General features: G+C 56.7%; 9 protein-coding genes. 8 read left to right on the top strand and 1 reads right to left on the bottom strand.

Translation table 11 applies throughout. From position 1 onward, the window contains the following. Positions 1-25 precede the first annotated feature (25 nt). The 3 genes from CCHOA_RS00505 to CCHOA_RS00495 all read left to right on the top strand — a co-directional run bounded on the left by CCHOA_RS00505 (position 26) and on the right by CCHOA_RS00495 (position 3,324). Entirely contained in the window at positions 26-1,042 is a 1,017-nt protein-coding gene (locus tag CCHOA_RS00505; protein WP_123925708.1) for a Cof-type HAD-IIB family hydrolase, read from the top strand. Positions 1,043-1,520: 478 nt separating this feature from the next. Then, positions 1,521-2,798 carry an MFS transporter gene (locus CCHOA_RS00500; protein WP_123925706.1) on the top strand — a complete coding sequence of 426 codons (1,278 nt, stop codon included), beginning with the start codon at positions 1,521-1,523 and terminating at the stop codon, positions 2,796-2,798. A gap of 184 nt (positions 2,799-2,982) precedes the next feature. Continuing rightward, positions 2,983-3,324, top strand: a complete 342-nt coding sequence (locus CCHOA_RS00495) for a DoxX family protein (RefSeq protein WP_123925704.1) — start codon at positions 2,983-2,985, stop codon at positions 3,322-3,324. A 181-nt stretch (positions 3,325-3,505) separates the two neighbouring features. Here the strand turns inward: CCHOA_RS00495 and CCHOA_RS00490 are convergent, their stop codons facing one another. Beyond that, positions 3,506-5,821 (bottom strand): N-acetylmuramoyl-L-alanine amidase, encoded by a 2,316-nt coding sequence (locus CCHOA_RS00490; RefSeq protein ID WP_123925702.1) that lies wholly within the window; start codon positions 5,819-5,821, stop codon positions 3,506-3,508. An 856-nt stretch (positions 5,822-6,677) separates the two neighbouring features. Between CCHOA_RS00490 and CCHOA_RS00485 the strand changes: the two genes are divergently transcribed. The 5 genes from CCHOA_RS00485 (at position 6,678) to CCHOA_RS00465 (ending at position 17,055) form a co-directional block, all read left to right on the top strand. Further along, complete coding sequence (locus tag CCHOA_RS00485; RefSeq protein WP_245992149.1) at positions 6,678-10,367, top strand: HNH endonuclease; 3,690 nt, start codon at positions 6,678-6,680, stop codon at positions 10,365-10,367. Positions 10,368-10,724: 357 nt separating this feature from the next. Continuing rightward, positions 10,725-11,927, top strand: a complete 1,203-nt coding sequence (gene glf, locus CCHOA_RS00480) for a UDP-galactopyranose mutase (RefSeq protein WP_123925700.1) — start codon at positions 10,725-10,727, stop codon at positions 11,925-11,927. Positions 11,928-12,052: 125 nt separating this feature from the next. Beyond that, positions 12,053-13,396, top strand: coding sequence for a phosphoglucosamine mutase (gene glmM / locus CCHOA_RS00475; RefSeq protein ID WP_123925698.1), 1,344 nt, complete (start codon positions 12,053-12,055; stop codon positions 13,394-13,396). A gap of 328 nt (positions 13,397-13,724) precedes the next feature. Next, the gene (locus CCHOA_RS00470; protein ID WP_245992148.1) at positions 13,725-14,513 is read left to right on the top strand and encodes an ABC transporter ATP-binding protein; all 789 of its coding nucleotides are present in this window, start codon (positions 13,725-13,727) and stop codon (positions 14,511-14,513) included. A 7-nt stretch (positions 14,514-14,520) separates the two neighbouring features. Next, a complete protein-coding gene (locus CCHOA_RS00465) occupies positions 14,521-17,055 on the top strand; it encodes an FtsX-like permease family protein (protein ID WP_164472330.1) in 2,535 nt (844 codons plus the stop codon). The last annotated feature ends 115 nt before the right edge of the window (positions 17,056-17,170 follow it).

The following is a 17,170-nucleotide window of genomic DNA, read 5'->3' as shown; positions in this document are numbered from 1 at the left end:
ACCCCCAACCCTGGAGAAACCCCTGATGGATTTGTCTGCAATGCCGACACCCCAGCTTGTTGCTAGCGATTTGGATGGCACTTTGCTCAACGATCAGGAACGGATCACTGATCGTACCCGGGCGGCATTGCAGGCAGCCCGTAAGGCTGGGGCGACTGTGGTGTTAGCGACAGGTCGACCCACCCGGTGGATGCGACCTGTGTTGGAGCAGCTTGATTTTCATCCGCATGTGATTTGTGCGAATGGGGCGCTGGTCGTTGATACTGCCAAAGAGACGATTGTTGCGTCGCATCGGCTTGCCCCGCAGGTGCTTGCCACTATTATTGATCAGGCGAAACAGGTACTTCCCACGGCAGGGTTAAGTTTCGCGGTAGAACTTGGTGGGGATCCGGGGGATCATTGGCTTGATGGGGGGTTTCTGGTCACTGCTGGTTATCGACCGGTGTGGAGTGACGATCCGGTGAAGTCTCCCCCGATTACTGCCCCGATTCATGATGACGCTGCGGTTGCGATGATTGCTGCCGGCCCTGACTATCAGCCAGATGGCGGCATGCACAGGTCTACCCGAGGTGTATCCCAGGCGGAAGACAGCAATGACACGGTGGTGTTGCCGAAAGTTCCGGCACAGCAGTATGCGGTAGTCAGCGAGTCGGTAATCGCGGGCGCCCCGGCGGTGAAGCTGTTAATCCGGCAGCCGGCGTTGTCTTCGCAGGACATGTTTGAGGCATTGTCGACCGTGATCGGCGACGACCTGTGCGAACTGACCTATTCGATCCACAGCGGCCTAATAGAGATTAGTGCGGCCGGGGTGAATAAGCGCCAGGGTCTAGAGGATGTCGTCTCGGCGTTGGGGCTTGATCCAGCTGCCACGATCGCTTTTGGGGACATGCCGAATGATGTGGCGATGTTGACGTATGCCGGTGTTGGCGTGGCGATGGGCAATGCGTGCGAGCAGGCGCAGGCGGCAGCCGATTTGGTGACCGGCCGAAATAGCGATGATGGGGTGGCGCAGGTTTTAGAGGTTTGCTTCCCACAAGGATGACCGGTGTTAAGCAGCATGGAGTTTTTTCGACACGATGCCGCGCGTTGCTAGCTATCAACAGCACTTGTGCTGAATTTTCTTCGTTTGCTTGACTGTGTTGGATATCTGGCCTGCCGCAGACTGCTTCCCGGCTGCTTGCCGCATCGGAGCAGATGGGAAAACGCGCAGCATATTGGGGTTTGTTGGGCTGCTACCTTAGTGCGACGCGGCGGCGATAACGTCGGCGGCCACGATGGGGTGTGGGGATAGTAATTGGCCAACGTGCACTAGTTTGAAAAGTGCGACCATTGGCTTGCTGACGTAGGGTGGGCAGCAATGTGCCTGCTGTGTGCGGTGGGGTTATAGCCGGCGAACCAGATTGTTGATTCCCGTCGATCCTTCACTTTTCCCCGAAGGCCCCGGTAAGGATCCTTCAGCGAACTGCCCACTGCATGCCAGACTGCACCGACGACAACCAGCTGTGAGGAGAGTGTCGTATATGGCAACTGATCAACAAGCCCGCCGACGGTCGATGTTGATTGCCGCAAGTGGCACCGTCATCGAATGGTTTGATTTTTCGCTCTTTTTCTACCTGGCAACTTCGCTGAGCCACACGTTTTTCCCCCATGGTCGCTACGCATTGTTGGTCACCTTGGCAACCGGAGCGGTTGGGTTTCTGTTCCGTCCTCTTGGCGCAGTGGTGTTCGGCCATATCGGGGACACGAAGGGGCGCACTACTGCGTTGATCGCCTCAGCGGGGCTGATGGCGATTGCAATGGCCGGTATTGCGCTCATGCCAGGCTATGAGTCGATTGGCGTGTGGGGCGGTATTGGGGTGTTGTGTCTACGGGCGCTGGCCGGATTCTCTGTCGGTGCGGAATATACCGGAATTATGGTGTATCTCATGGAGTCGGCGAGCCAGCATCGGCGTGGCTTTGCCGCTTCGTGGGCGGCCGCGAATTCGGAGGTTGGGGCTCTGCTGGCGGTCGGGTCGGCGGCATTAACTGCGGCAGTGTTGGGTACTGACGGGTTGCACGAGTGGGGTTGGCGGTTGCCGTTTGCACTCGGGGCGGTGTTAGCTGCGGGAATGATTCCGTTGCGCCGCTACATGGTGGAAACACCGGTAGAGAAACCGGATCCGCAGGAAGCTACACCACTAAAGCATGCGCTCACCGTCCAGCGGCGCAACGTGTGGATTTGTTTCTTTATCTCTACGGTGGGTTCGGCTAGTTATTTTCTTACGATCACCTACCTGCCAACCTATGTTGAGACGGTTCGCCAGGGTGATAGTCAGTTGGCGTTAGGGATGGGTACCATTGCAGCTTTTGCAGCTATCCTGGTCACCCCGCTGATTGGGTGGCTTTCTGACGTGTGGGGGCGGCGGCGCACGTTTGGTGCAACGTTGGCTGTGCTGGTGCTTATTGTGCTCCCTGGCTACGCACTGCTCGGATCCCCCAGCATCGGGGTGGTCACTGCTGCGGTGGCTGTGCTTGCCTTGCCGGCAGCAGCCTGGTCGGCAGTTGCGGCGGCAGCTGTGCCGGAACAGTTTGACGCACACGGCCGCTATTCGGGTATGGCAGTTGGTTATAACGTTGCCACGGTGCTATTTGGTGGCCTTACTCCAGCGATTGTTGCGCAGTTAACGGAAGTTACTGGGGATGCGTTGACCCCTGCCTACTATGCTGGGGTGATCGCCTTGCTGGCAGGTGTGCCGGCAGTGTGGATGATGCGGGAGGGCACAACACTGACGAAACGACAACTCAACACCCATTCGTAACAGGCCCGGTAGGCAGGCTTGTGTTCCCGTAAGGGGGATATTGCATAGCTTGGGGTCGGCGGCTATCGCCTTCAGCGATGTGGCATAGTGGGCAGTTATGAAGCAATGTTGTGTGAAATCTAAGTGCTGCAGCAGCCGGGGTCGCTGGCTGGGGCGGACTGTTTTTGGCTGTGCACTGGCTGGCATGGGTGTGTTGCATTTCGCCAAGCCGACTACTGTCGAGTCGATTGTGCCCCCGCAGCTGCCGGGATCTGCTCGGTTGTATAACTATGGTTCGGGGATTGCGGAGATTCTCATCGGGGTGGCTCTGTTGCCGCGCCGGAGCGCAGCAACTGCTGCACGGGCCGCCAAGCTTCTGCTACTTGCTGTGTGGCCGGCAAACTTTTACCATGCGTATCTCGATTTGGTGAACCCTGGTGAGGGGAAGCGTTCGGCAGGTAAATGGATTTATCATCTGCTGCGACAGCCGGCACAGGTGGCATTGATGAAAGCGACTGACAAGATTGCCCGCGCCCACCGCTCATAAGGGTGAAATCACGGGACACCGGTGTGGGCTCTGTTGTTCCTCTACCAACCGTGTCCATGGTGGCGAGGCCTTCCGCCGATGGTATTTGCGGATTCATCAATGAAAAACACCACCGCTGCTGACGCGTTCCCTTGTGCGGGGATCAAGTCAGCGGTGGTGGTGTTTTCTTTTCCCGGTGCCGCTACTGGGCGGCGGCCGGGGTGAGTTCTTGCAACAGCTGGTCGGCAATGTTAGCCAGTAAGGCGCCTGGATCGTACAGGTCACCGTTGGGCAGCCGTATTTCGGTGTCACCGGTTGCCGGGTTGAAGGTTATGTAGCCGCCTTGGAAATCGGTGCGTATCAGGCCTTCTTCGGTGAGGTGTTCTTCGTTGATTGGTAGGCCAAGTGGGCTGGCGTCGAAGCCGGCTGCCGCCCAGGCGTTACCGATTTCACCCCAAATTCCGTGGGTGCCGGCCTCCGGGGAGGAGACGATCAGCCCGTGTTCGAATGGGATGTAGGAGATTTCCGAGTTTTGTGCGCTTGCCGGCACTGCTTTGGTTTCGGCACCTAATACTTTGCCCAAGACTGGGCCGAAGGTGCTGTTGATCTGATTCCAGGTGCGTGAGTATTTCGTGTCCCCGCCGAGGGCAACAACTTTGGTGATGAGCACTGGAACGTCGGCAAGTTTCACACCGCGGGCTACTTCCTTGTTTCCGGCGCCTTGCAGCTGCTCAGGGACAACACCGCGGGCAAGAGCCATGGTGACAGCTGCGGCTGCCAAGGTGCCAACAATTTGCAGTACCTGCTGGTTGCCTGGTTTGGATAGGGTGTTGTCGAGTGTGGTGGCCTGCGACGATCCGTCCTTGGTGTCCCAGCCGGCTAACGCCGAGATCAACGAATTGGCGGCTGTGGAGGGATTGTTTTTCACCGTGCCGGTAAGTTTCTTAGCCGCGTTGAGCTGCTGTTGCTTCTTGCGGAATTCTTGCAACAGGTTGTTTGCTTGACTGTCGAAACTGCCACCGACGATCTGATCATAGTGTGCTTTGGCTTTACGCCGGATCTCGGGGAGGTCAGCTGAAAGGGTGCCGTCGGCGACACCGGTGGCTTCCGCGGAAGCGAAAATATTCGGCAGCACAACGGTGGTGCCTTCCGGATATTTCGAGTTACCTTCGGAGGTGTGGGTGTCGGATCCGTCCGGGGTGAATCCGGCGACGTGGCTGCGCCAGCCGGCTAGTTCGGCGGTGGCGTCAACTGCCTGTTGGGATGGGGCAATGGTGGCGAAGTCCCCCATGAGGGTGACACCCCAGGTGTTTTCGTTAAACCCTGCAGTGTGTTGTCCGCGCACGGCTTTCGTCAAACCGCCGGCGCGACCTTCAAAGATACGGCCGAATTGGTCAACGTAGGCGTTCGCCCCAATGTCGCACCAGCCCAATTGGGTGGTTTGATAATCGTAGATGGCACGCAGCATGGCGGGTACATCTTCCGGGGTGTATTCATTGGAGCCGCCGGTGGCGTTGATAGCGATCGCGTTGACTTCGCCGTCGACCTGGTTGCATTTCTTTGTTGCACCGGCACCTGCCCAGCCTTGGCGGGTGATAATCCGTGGAATACCTTTAAGATCGTCTTCAACGCCGGCAAGATCGTAGGCGGCAATCGCGGTCGGATCGAGAGAGACGAAGATTGCTTCCATGTCGGCGGGGTTAGCCGGCGGCAGTGCTTCCGACACTGGCTCGGCCTGCTCGACGCGGTGACCAAGCGGGGTGCGTGATATTTCTTCGCCAACAGCAGGCACCTGGGAGATGTCATAGTCTGGCGCAGCGGGTGTTTCACCGATCGGTGGAATGACGACGTCTTGTGCCGGTTCCGGTTCTGGAAGCTCCACTGGTGGGGCTTGTACCACCGGCAGATCTGTTGCCGGTTCGACGGCTGGGGCTGGCGTCAGTTCCTCCGGTGCGAGGCCCGCGTCGACCGCGGTGGTTGGCTGTTCGTCGGTGGCTGGTGCCACACCTTGTGTTGCAACCTGCACCTTGGTAGTCGCCGGCAAATAGATCATTTGAGTGCCGTTTGTGTCACCTGCGGCGTCCTGCCCGTCAGGTCGGTTCAATGTTGGTGCGGCGTACCACTGCGACCAGGTGCCGTCCTCTTGGAGTGCCCGCACAAATGTATTGAGATCCTGCGAACCTTTCCAGGTGAGCGCAAACATGGTGAATGGCTCTTCGCGGGTGAACTCAGTGATGGTTTGCGGTGCATCTTCGGGAAGGAGCCCGTAGGTATCGAGCACGTCTTTCAGATCGTTGAGCAGTGGATGCTCCAGGGCGACCGAAAGCCCTTCAGTGTACGGGGCGGCCGCCAGCCGAACAGCATCGACCAGTGGATCATTGTCACCGGCCAGTGCTACTTGGGATTGCTCATGATTGCCGAGCACCATGACCCCACCACCGGCGAAGGCAACCGCGGCGGCGGTCACCCAGGCGGTTACCGGCTTGCGATAAGTGGTAATTCGTCGTCGTTGTGGCACGGTGGTCTCCCTTATTTACCTCGTGCTGGTTACGGTGCGGCCATCACCACACACCAACCCTAAAGTTACAGTTGAGGGTTATGGTACGGCTGTAGCACAGTGTTTGTCATGTGACACGCCGTGACTGTTGTGATTCATGATGCAGACGTGATTGCCGTTGAGGCCCCACACCCACCCCCTTGCCACGGCCACACGCAAAGTCGCCAAGACGCCACCCGACACCTCCCGCACTCCTGCATTCACCAGTGAGGAACTAGCAAACAGCCCAGTACACCAGCCGTTTCAACAGCAAACACTTGCCCTACCTCCATACTCGCAAATGCTGCGCGCCCCCTAATTGAAGGGGAAAAAAAGAAACGTTCACACACCAACTAGTCAAGGTGAGCAGTGAAGACACAACCTTGAACTTCGACCACCCCCACCACCTCTACCCTTCGCGGCCCCTAGAGTCGCACTCGTGCAGTGGATGCATTGAGCCAATTTAGGCTCAAAAAGTTGCTGTCAGTGCAAATTGCACCACTTCAACAAGCCACTGACCTGCAAAAACAGTCCGCTAGTTTGAGATAGACACTAGCGTAAATCCGACTTTCACACTTCAAGCACACAAATTCACACAGCCACACTGAAGCAATACTTTCCCAAAACATCCCACCGCAGACCCAGCTATCCACAAGCCTCAACCCGTAAATCAGTTATCCACAAACGGAAAAGTTACCCCCTTGCCAGTCTCCCCTTATGCGATCTATTGTTCTAATTAACAACCGGATCGAACCGGGAAACACACACATCAGGGGAACATCAGGGGGATTTCACCATGGACACCGTCAACGACCCAGATCGGAAAAGTGACGGTAGCATGACCGACCGCTACCAACGGCTGCTCACCGCTAGTGACTCAATACTCCTCGTCGAGCTCGCAAAGTGGTCAGCTACCGAACAATTCGCCCACGCCACCGGGCTTCTCATTATTGGCATCATGGCCATTCGCGGTATCCAATTTCACGGTGGCCGACGTGACATGGTGAAGTTCCTCGAAGAGACTTACGGCTTGACTAAAGCGACCGCCGCCCGTCGGATCCGCTACGGTCGCTTTTTAGTCGAACACCCAAATACCTACCAGGCAATGCTGAACGGCACGATACGTGCCGACCACCTGCCCACGATGATTGCCTATATCGACACCATCACCGAGCCGGTGCTTCTGAGCTTCGCAACCAGAATGAATGCAAAAACATTCCGGAAAACAGTTCAACGTCTTGCGCACCCTGATCCGAAGGAGAAGGTAGAAACGGACTATTGGATTGCAATGGACACCGACGACACTGGGGCGGTAACGATCAAAGGAGTACTCGATCCAATCCTTGGTGCCCAACTTCAAGCCGTACTGAAACACACCGAGCCGCTTATCAAAGCGAAACATAACCGACTCAAACAATTACGAAAAACCACAACCCAACAACGTGCTCGTTACTCCAAAAAGCGCGCCACTACCAGCGAAATCACTGATCGGTCCAGTGCTGCGGAAAATACCACCACTACACAGACGGTAACCCTCGATTCCGCAAAACAAGATGCCACGGACATCAATCCAGCGTCTACCACCAGTGACCAAGCCGCGGTTTCTCCCGTATTTGCCGAAGTCATCGAAGAGATTGAGGCAATTCGCCAACGCGAAGGGTTAACCAACTTGCGTAGCACCCATTTCTCTTCGCACGGCCCGATTCATCCACGGCTAACCTATGCTGCATTCAGCGTTGTGGTGCGTGCTCTTATCGGCACACACTGGGAAAACCAGCCCACGAAAACACCCGGCGCGACGGTGACCGCCATTTTGCACAATACTGCAGATGTCACCCCTGAAAATAGCGAGGGTAAGGTCGATTCTGCCGCCGCAGGCGAGACGAAACAGGCCGATTCGCAGCAATCGGAAAATGTTGCACGTTTCAGCGTGAAAAAGCGCCAACGGAACGGCCGCCGCAGCAGGAAAAACCAGGGCGACACCGACCGGTGGACATTGGCGCTACCCGACCGGCAACAATCTGGCGTGACACTGTCGCTGCCCCACCAGCGTTATCTTGACCCAGATCATCAAGCCCATCTGTTAGCAAACGCAGATGCGTTTACAGTCATCAGTGTCGACAACAAAGGGGAAGTCCTCAACTATGGCCGGGCGCATCGCCTTGCCCGCACCAAACAGGTCAATGCGCTACTCGCACTGTATAACCATACCTGTGCGGTGCCGCTGTGCCACAACACCAGGAACCTGGAGTTTCATCACATTGTTCCCTGGTCAAAAGGTGGACGCACCGACATTGATAATTTGATTCCGCTTTGTGCCGGCTGCCACGCAGAAGTCACCCAGCAACTGCTGACGATCACCCCGATCAATAACAATACGATGCTGCAGTTTTTGTTCGGAACATGTCAGGAAATCATCATTACCGACCGTAAACATCCGAAACTCAACTGGCAGAAAACACCTGCGCAATCACCTGTTCTTCCGCCAGTTGTCACCAGCCTTCCAGATGGGCTTATCGATACAGCGGATCAGGTGTTTTGCACTCGTAATGCGAGTCGAATGATCCCGGTCTGGTATCTCGCAGACAGCAACTATATTCCCGCACAGGCCGCACATCTCGGCAAAGAACTCGCCGCCCGTACCAGCAGCAATACGGACAATGAAAACGCGGTTAATGACAGCATCAGTGAACTCGCTGAGGCCAATGCTGGACAGGATGGTGGAGTGTCTGTGATCCGATCGACCACAGCTGACGGCACTACAGTAGTGTCGCTTGAGACCCATGATCACACTCGCCGCGACACACTCACCCCAGCGGTCATGTTTGATACCCCAAAAAGCACCGCAGTGTTCCCCTTAAGCGTGGTCAACCAACTCGCAGCAAGTACTGAGCCACAATTTCGGGTGCTAGCCCATGCGATGGTCCAAACCAATGCACGGTATCACGGCGTATTGCAACTCACTGACCCAAAAATCCGGCTTACCAGTGAAATCACTGCTGTCGATCTCAATACCCCGACTCGGGAACCCTCGTATCTCTTCACCCGGAATACATCAGCGACTCTTGACACAAATGCACGACAGTCCCTAAACACGGATTCTGCCGAGTCAGACTTCATCCCAAAGATGGTGTTTCCCCGTGCCAGCTGGCAGGGTGCGGCATCCTTACAGGTGCACAGATACACCCGGCATCTGCCACCGGTTCTGTCTGTTACTCCGGAACCGATTGCGGATGTCCCAAAATCTGCGTTGTATCCACCGCGACCGGTGTTCCGGCGACGCGGACGCAATACCTGCGACAAAGCGGTAGCGAACTTCGCGGTGCCGTCCACCGCGATCCTTGCTCGGATTCATGCGAAAGGCGACGTTCCCTGCAGTGAGGCACCATCCTGGCATGTCCACAGCGAACGGGCAGACCAGATGCATACCGCATTTTGGTACACCAATACGGTGCAGTGGCGTAATCCTGGCACCGCAATTCAACAATTAGCCTGTAGAAAACCGCTCATCGATAACACGGTCAACTTTCATGCGCGTTCATCCACACCGTCCACGCTTTGGGCAGCTGGGACAAACAGCACGATCACGGAAACTACTAGGGCAGCGCAGACTACTGGTGGCACAACAGGATCTGCGCTTGGCACAACACACGCAGTCACTACGCCGGCACCCACTATCAAATTCCCGGATTTGGCGGCACTGTTTACCCGCTATGCCACTCTTGTTCCCTCATCCTCATATTGCAGCATGTTGGAAAACAAGCCCCGCAACTGTGTCGCTGATCAGCAACTCATTGCGGACACAGTGATGTTGCAGCAGCTTGGTATCGCTATCGGCATGATTGAGCCCTGGCGGGAACAGCGTATCGATCAAATGCCACATGATTTAATCGGGGAATATTTCATTGAGCTGCGTCTGCGGATCTGTCGCTTCATCACCGCGCAACTTGCGTTCTACGATGTGAAAATCAACCCGGAAAGCAATGCAATGGTGTGGGTATATGCGCCGTTGTACGAACTAGAGCGTCCTTCGGTGGAGATTCCAGGTGATTCTGCGATCGATCTTGATGCTCTTTGCGATGAAGATGTCGACGACGACTCCGCCTCCATGCCGCATAGCTCCAGTTACTCTCCCACAGCAGCTAGCGTTCCAGCCACAGATGAGATTACAAACGACAATGACCAGCAATGGTTGTCCTTGCGGAAGCTGCTAGGAATTTGCGAGCATCCCATCACAGTATGGGGAGAGTATTGGCAACACAGCGGTGATCTGGCAGCTGCGATTGCTGAGGTGATTGGCGATATTCACGGCACTGATCTGCTGCGAATGCCAATATCCACCGATACTGGTACGACAAATTTGCCACAAAAGCAGGGTCAACAGACGATGTTCGAAAACCTGAATCCTGACAGTGCCGGACGTGGCCGTACCCGAGATGAAGGTGACGACAGCAACCACAACCCCGGTAAAGGACAAGATGGAGTGGTCGATGACCACGAGGATACGCCACCTCGGCAACGCCAGTAACCCAATTACACCAACCCCTATCACTAATAGTGATAGATATATCCGCAGGTCAAACGGGTAGCAAAGTGGTGCAAATTGCACTGACACCTACTTTGCACCGACTCCGGCCACCTCAACACAGGCGAGGAAAAACAAGATCAGGATCCCAGAACTGCATCCTGCGGATGGCGATGGACAGTGAAACGGGGCATCACCGACCAGGCCACAACGCGCTGTTGATCCGCGCATTTTAATAGCACTAACGACTCAACAATTGCAGAAAGCATAAGGAGTAAAACTATGCCATCACCAATATTTTCCTCACTTTCTCGGAATGGCCACCAAAGAACTACTGCTGTGCCGACTACTGTGGGGCACATGAGTGAACACACCCCAGCAGAGCTTCCTACAGATACCTACGATCTTCTCGTAGTTGGCAGTGGCTTATTCGGCCTCACCGTCGCCGAACGTGCAGCGAGCCAATTAAACAAGCGTGTCCTGATCGTCGAGGCACGCAACCATCTTGGCGGCAATGCCTATTCTGAGCAGGAACCAGAAACCGGGATTGAAATCCACAAATACGGGGCACACCTTTTTCACACTTCAAACAAGCGAGTGTGGGACTATGTCAACCAGTTCACTTCATTCACCAACTACCAGCATCGGGTGTTTGCCCTACACAAGGGACAGGCATATCAGTTCCCCATGGGGTTAGGGCTGATCAGCCAGTTTTTCGGTCGCTACTATAGCCCCGATGAGGCGAAAGCCCTGATCCAAGAACAGGCCGCAGAAATCGACACCGATCAGGCCACCAACTTGGAAGAAAAAGCAATTTCGCTTATCGGCCGACCTCTATACGAGGCGTTTATTCGTGACTACACCGCGAAACAGTGGCAAACCGATCCAAAGGATCTACCCGCCGGCAACATCACTCGGCTGCCGGTGCGATACAACTTTGATAACCGTTATTTCAACGACACCTATGAAGGGCTGCCCGTTGATGGCTATGCGGCGTGGCTGAACCGCATGGCGGATCATCCGAATATCGATGTCGTCTTACAGACCAACTGGTTCGATGTTGCTGAAGCGCTTCGTCAACGATCTCCGGAAGCACCGGTGGTGTACACCGGCCCGCTTGACCGCTACTTCAACTATGCGGCTGGCGAACTGGGATGGCGCACCCTGGACTTCGCCACAGAGGTGCTGGACACTGGCGACTTCCAAGGCACCCCGGTAATGAACTACAACGATGCGGATGTCCCCTTTACCCGAATCCACGAGTTTAAACATTTCCATCCGGAGCGGGCAGATGTCTATCCCAAGGATAAGACAGTCATCATGAAGGAGTATTCCCGATTCGCGGCGGAAGGAGATGAGCCATATTATCCGATCAACACTCCGGAAGATAGGGAAAAACTAGCTGCTTATCGCCGCCTAGCTGACCAGGAAACAGCCGATAATCAAGTGTATTTTGGTGGCCGCTTGGGCACCTATCAGTACCTGGATATGCATATGGCGATTGCGAGTGCACTCACAATGTTTGATAACAAACTCGCACCGTTATGGACGAGTAACAACTAGTCGCAAGTTTGCGCACAGATCTGGCGCAACGGCATTCACAGAATCCCTGGCGGTAGTGATGCTGAACGTCACATCTACCGCGCGTATTAGCTCACGACCAGATTTGGCAGGCATAATAGAAGGTTATGACTCGACTGTTTGGCACCGACGGGGTTCGCGGCAAGGCGAACCAACAACTTACGGCCACTTTGGCACTGAAGCTGGGCGCTGCTGCGGCGCATGTGTTGACGCACAAGCGGCGCACAGCGAAACGGCGTCCGGTGGCGGTGGTTGGCCGTGATCCTCGGGTTTCCGGCGAGATGCTGGCTGCAGCGCTTTCTGCTGGTATGGCCAGCCAGGGAGTGGACGTACTGCGGGTGGGCGTGCTGCCCACCCCTGCCGTGGCATATCTGACAGATGCATACGGTGCTGACATGGGTGTGATGATCTCGGCATCGCATAACCCGATGCCCGATAACGGCATCAAGTTCTTTTCTGCCGGCGGCCGGAAATTACCCGACGAGCTAGAAGACGAAATTGAGCAAACGCTTTCTTCCCTCACCGAAACTGGCCCCACCGGACACGGTATTGGCCGGGTTATTGAGGAGGCACATGATGCGGAAGAACGCTATCTCAAACACTTGATGCGGGCAGTACCTACTTCCCTAGCAGGCATCAAGGTCGTTGTGGACTGCGCTAATGGTGCTGCTTTCAACGCTGCCCCGCAGGCGTATTCGATGGCGGGTGCCGAGGTTGTTGCCATCCATAATGAGCCTAATGCCTACAACATCAACGATAACTGCGGCTCAACCCACATCGAGCAGATAAAGCAGGCTGTAGTCGAGCATGGTGCCGATATTGGGTTAGCTCATGACGGCGACGCTGATCGCTGCCTGGCGGTGGATGCTAACGGCAACGAGGTCGATGGCGACCAGATAATGGCGATTCTCGCCAAAGGGATGCAGGAAAACGGGGAGCTACGCAAAAACACTCTGGTTGCGACAGTGATGAGTAATCTGGGGTTGAAACTCGCCATGGAGGAAGCGGGTATTACGTTGCGTGCCACCCAGGTAGGCGACCGCTATGTGCTGGCGGATATGAATGAAGGTGGCTATTCGCTCGGCGGTGAACAGTCTGGGCATATTATTATCTCCGACTTCGCCACAACAGGGGACGGCGTACTAACGGGTCTTATGTTGATGGCTCGAATGGCGGAAACCCAGTCGTCGATCGCCGAACTGGCCTCTGCGATGAAGGTGCTGCCACAAGTGCTGATTAATGTGCCAGTAAGCAATAAACAGTTGGTTATGGACGACCCGCAGGTGAAGGCAAGTATTGCGGAGGCTGAAGCGGAGCTTGGTTCCACCGGTCGGGTGTTGCTGCGCCCTTCCGGTACGGAAGAGCTGTTCCGTGTCATGGTCGAAGCAGCGGATAAGGAAACCGCACAACGGATTGCAGGTAGGCTCGCCGCGATCGTCACCGAGGTGTGATGACTTCGCGCCCATTGGGGTGTGGTTTGCCCGGCGCGCCAACTATGCAAAAGTGATACCAGCGACCTGGTATCGTGCTGTGACTATTGTCTGACGTCGCGGTGATGCAGTGAGTCTGCATAGTGGCACCATCCCACCCGGGCATATTGCGGCGCGAAAAGACGCAATGCACCAGCGTTGTGTCTGTTTCGCAACAGTACAGTTTTCCAGGTGGGGTGCGCCCTAGCGCGGTGTATCGCCTTCCCGGTGGTTCTACGACGCCCACGTTTTCGCAGCTTGGGGGTGTCGCTGATCCACGTTAACACCAACAGTAAAGGACATAGGTGCAGTGACCCAGCCACACCCTGCTTTCGCCCTAGAGACCAGTGACGTGTCGAAAACTTTCGGCCGGGGTAGCAATGCGGTGCAAGCATTGCGGCAAGTTTCCGTGCAGCTTCCGGCCGGCCAATGGACAGCTTTAATGGGGCCATCCGGTTCAGGGAAAACTACGCTGCTGCATGTGCTTGCCGGGTTGGCCACCCCTGACTCGGGTTCGGTGTTGCTGCATCCTTCCGCCGCCCATCCTGGATCGGTTGTTGATGTGGCAAGCCTTTCCGATGCGGAGCGTACGAAATTGCGCCGTACCCGTATTGGTGTGATTTTTCAAGAGTTCAATCTTGTTCCGGTGTTGTCGGTGCGGGACAACATTCGACTACCGATGCGTCTTGCGCACCAGCGGATTGATGAGCAGCGTTTTAGCGATATTGTTACCCGGCTTGGGTTGGGTGACCGACTGCGCCATACCCCGGCTGCATTATCCGGTGGGCAGCGGCAACGGGTTGCTGTTGCTCGGGCATTATTGTCGCAGCCGGATGTGTTACTAGCGGACGAGCCGACTGGCAATCTTGATTCACGAACCTCTGAAGCGGTACTTGGACTGTTCCGGGAGATTGTGGACACCTTTGGCGTGACTGTGGCTATGGTCACCCATGATCCGCAGGCTGCTGCGGTTGCTGATCGAACCATCCATATGGTCGATGGGGTGATCACCACCCCTTCGACGGCGGGAATAGTAGAAGGTGCGCAGCGCAATGATGCACCGTTGCCGCACCCACCACGCTTCGCCGGGGAGGTGTAACAGGCCGATGTTGCGTTTTGCACTTGGACAGCTCCGCTATCGTGCCGGCCGCTATTTGGCGGTGTGGTTTGCGATTGTGGCGGCGGTGACGTTGACTACCGCAACCGCGGATATTGCGGCGACAGTACAGCATTCGCTGCGAGACGTGTTTAGCCGCACCTATCCTGCTGCCGGGGTAACAGCCACAGTTGCCGGTTCCCGGGAAGAATCCGCTGCACTGCTTGAGCAGGCGTCACAAATCCCGGCAGTTACTGCCGCAACATTTGATGAACAGGTCACCGCATACTTCGCCCCACCCGGGCAGCCGCTTGCCACCGTGCGGGTGATGGCGATCAGTGAAGGCCCACTGCAGTGGCGGCGGGTATTGGAGGGGCAGCTGCCCACCCAGCCCGGGGAGATAGCCACCTCGTCGAACAGCATCCCGGTGGGATCCACAGGGGAGTTGCGGGGTAGCAACGGGCAGCCGCTCATTCCTGTGACCGTGGTTGGCCGGGTGGAACGCTCCGGGGTGGAAGAATTCTCTGGAACAGACTTCCTCTTCGGCAACCCGCAGCTGGTCGCGGATTTAGCTGGTTCCACTGCCCGCGGGGAATTACGTGCTGCCACCACCAGCCCGGCGGCAGCAACAGATGTGGCGGCAGCGTTTACCGGTGGGGGGCTGCCCGCGGTGGAGAAAGCCGCCACAAACTCGGCAGTCGCTGAGAAACTCACCGAGAAATATTTAGCGAAACGGGAACGCTATTTCCTCCTGTTGCGGCTATTTGTTGTGGTGGTTGCCGCAACCGCCTTAGCGGTGATTGCCTCCGCATTCGGGGTGATTGCGTTAGGACGCACCAGGGAGTTTGCACTCTTGCACACCCTCGGCGCGACAGCAGGTCAACTCCATATTGCACACGCTATCGAGTCGTGTGTCCTTGCTGCCACCGCCGTACTGTTTGGTCTGCCGCTGGGACGCTGGCTGGGGTCGCAAGCAAGTGATCATGCCAACGTGATCGGAGTGGATTTTCCGCTGCAATTCCATGCAGCTTCCCCGCCAGTGTGGGCGGCGATCGCCGTCGCGGTGCTGGTGTTGACCTGGGTTGCTGGGTTGCCGGCGATGCGAAACGCCATGAAGCAGGATCCGATTGCCGCCCTGTTTAGCACAGACGACCGGCCACGGCTATTGCCGCGGCTGGTTGCCCTTGTGGTACCGGGAATTGTTGCAATTGTCCTCGGCTGGTGGTGGAAACACACCATTGACGGCACGTTAACCGGGGTGAATTCCACCGCCCGACGGCTGGTCGGCAGCTATGGGGTGATTGCCCCCATCGGGGCAGCAACACTGCTCGCCGCAGGTGTCACGCTAATCGCTAGTGCCATCATCGTCAGCCTGCTGGCCACTGCCGGCAAACTCATCCCACTGCGCGGCCTTGCCGTCGCCAAACTCACCTGCGCCTATATTGGGCGAGGCATTGGTCGTGCCGCTGCGATGAGTGCCATCATGCTGCTGGGCTGCGTACTCATTGCGGCTGTCACCGCCGGCCAACATGTGCTGAAAGCAGCAGTGGTGGAAACCGCTGCTGTCACCCACGATGTGGATGTGACCCTTACCGGGGTCGGCGATCCGGTGCCGCTGCCACTCGTTGATACGCTGCGCAACGATCCCGGGGTGGAAGCTGTGGCCACGCCACCGATGGTGCAACTGCGGGTGCAGCTGCCAGAGCTTTCCACCACCAGCACCGTTGATGCGCTAGTACTCGGGGTCGACCAGGCCGATACCCTGACCCGCGGTCACCAAACGATCGCCGATGCGGATGTGTTGATCGGTCGAATGAGTCCGCTGCGAGATCAGCTTGCCGACGGCGCGACAGTCACCGCCCAACTGGGGGACTTCACCATTTTTGATCTCACAACCAGCTACGCGGATATCCCCTTTGATGTTATCCAGCCGCGCCGTGTCCCCGAGGAGATCACTGCCGCCGCACAGCAGCTAGAAGCCAACACAGGTGGGGTGCCGATAGTGCTTGTGCGGGTTGCCGGGGAAGCTAACCAGGCCGCCGACAATCCCACCCTGGCCAATATCAAAGCAGCCGTTGGCACGTCACCAACCCCGGTGAGCTTGCTGGAACGGTTCACCGCCCGGGAAAGCATCACCGAATCCGCGCAGCGAATTGTCACTATCGCAAACTTAATGACGGCTGTCGCCCTCTTGATAGCCGCCGTCGGTGTCACCAACACGGTGCTACTCAGCGTGCAACAACGGCGCCGCGATCAGGCATTACTGCACAGCATCGGTTTGCTGCATCGACAATATGTGCTCAGCACCTTGGCGGAAACTGTCCTTATCACCGCACCAGCCGCAATCATCGGTATCCTCAGCGGGGCAATACTTGGCACCTGGTCGGCGCAGGCCATCACCTTCCGCCAAGTCGTGTGGACACTACCGGATGATCCCAGCGCCGTCATCGGCTACATCATCGTGCCGATTCTGGTCGCAGTATTCGCCGCAGCTGTTGGCATCCTGTTCACCAGCCGCAGCACCCGCCCCGCCGACTACCGATAACCAGCACCGGAAAACACGACACGCAAAGAATCAACACCCACTGGCAGTGGCGGATCGCCGCCGTTGCCAGTGGGTGTGCTCCTTTTCGCCACCACAATGATGCGACAGCTGGAAT

This window comes from Corynebacterium choanae (genome assembly GCF_003813965.1).
GTDB lineage: Bacteria > Actinomycetota > Actinomycetes > Mycobacteriales > Mycobacteriaceae > Corynebacterium > Corynebacterium choanae.
Note: the sequence above shows the minus strand (reverse complement) of the source record. Positions and strands in the feature narration are given on the sequence as shown.

Bases quoted from the DNA above. Each gene is read 5' to 3' on its own strand.
- CCHOA_RS00465 (WP_164472330.1), top strand. From the start codon at position 14,521: ATGTTGCGTTTTGCACTTGGACAGCTCCGCTATCGTGCCGGCCGCTAT.
- glmM (WP_123925698.1), top strand. From the start codon at position 12,053: ATGACTCGACTGTTTGGCACCGACGGGGTTCGCGGCAAGGCGAACCAA.
- glf (WP_123925700.1), top strand. From the start codon at position 10,725: ATGAGTGAACACACCCCAGCAGAGCTTCCTACAGATACCTACGATCTT.
- CCHOA_RS00485 (WP_245992149.1), top strand. From the start codon at position 6,678: ATGACCGACCGCTACCAACGGCTGCTCACCGCTAGTGACTCAATACTC.
- CCHOA_RS00495 (WP_123925704.1), top strand. From the start codon at position 2,983: ATGGGTGTGTTGCATTTCGCCAAGCCGACTACTGTCGAGTCGATTGTG.
- CCHOA_RS00500 (WP_123925706.1), top strand. From the start codon at position 1,521: ATGGCAACTGATCAACAAGCCCGCCGACGGTCGATGTTGATTGCCGCA.
- CCHOA_RS00505 (WP_123925708.1), top strand. From the start codon at position 26: ATGGATTTGTCTGCAATGCCGACACCCCAGCTTGTTGCTAGCGATTTG.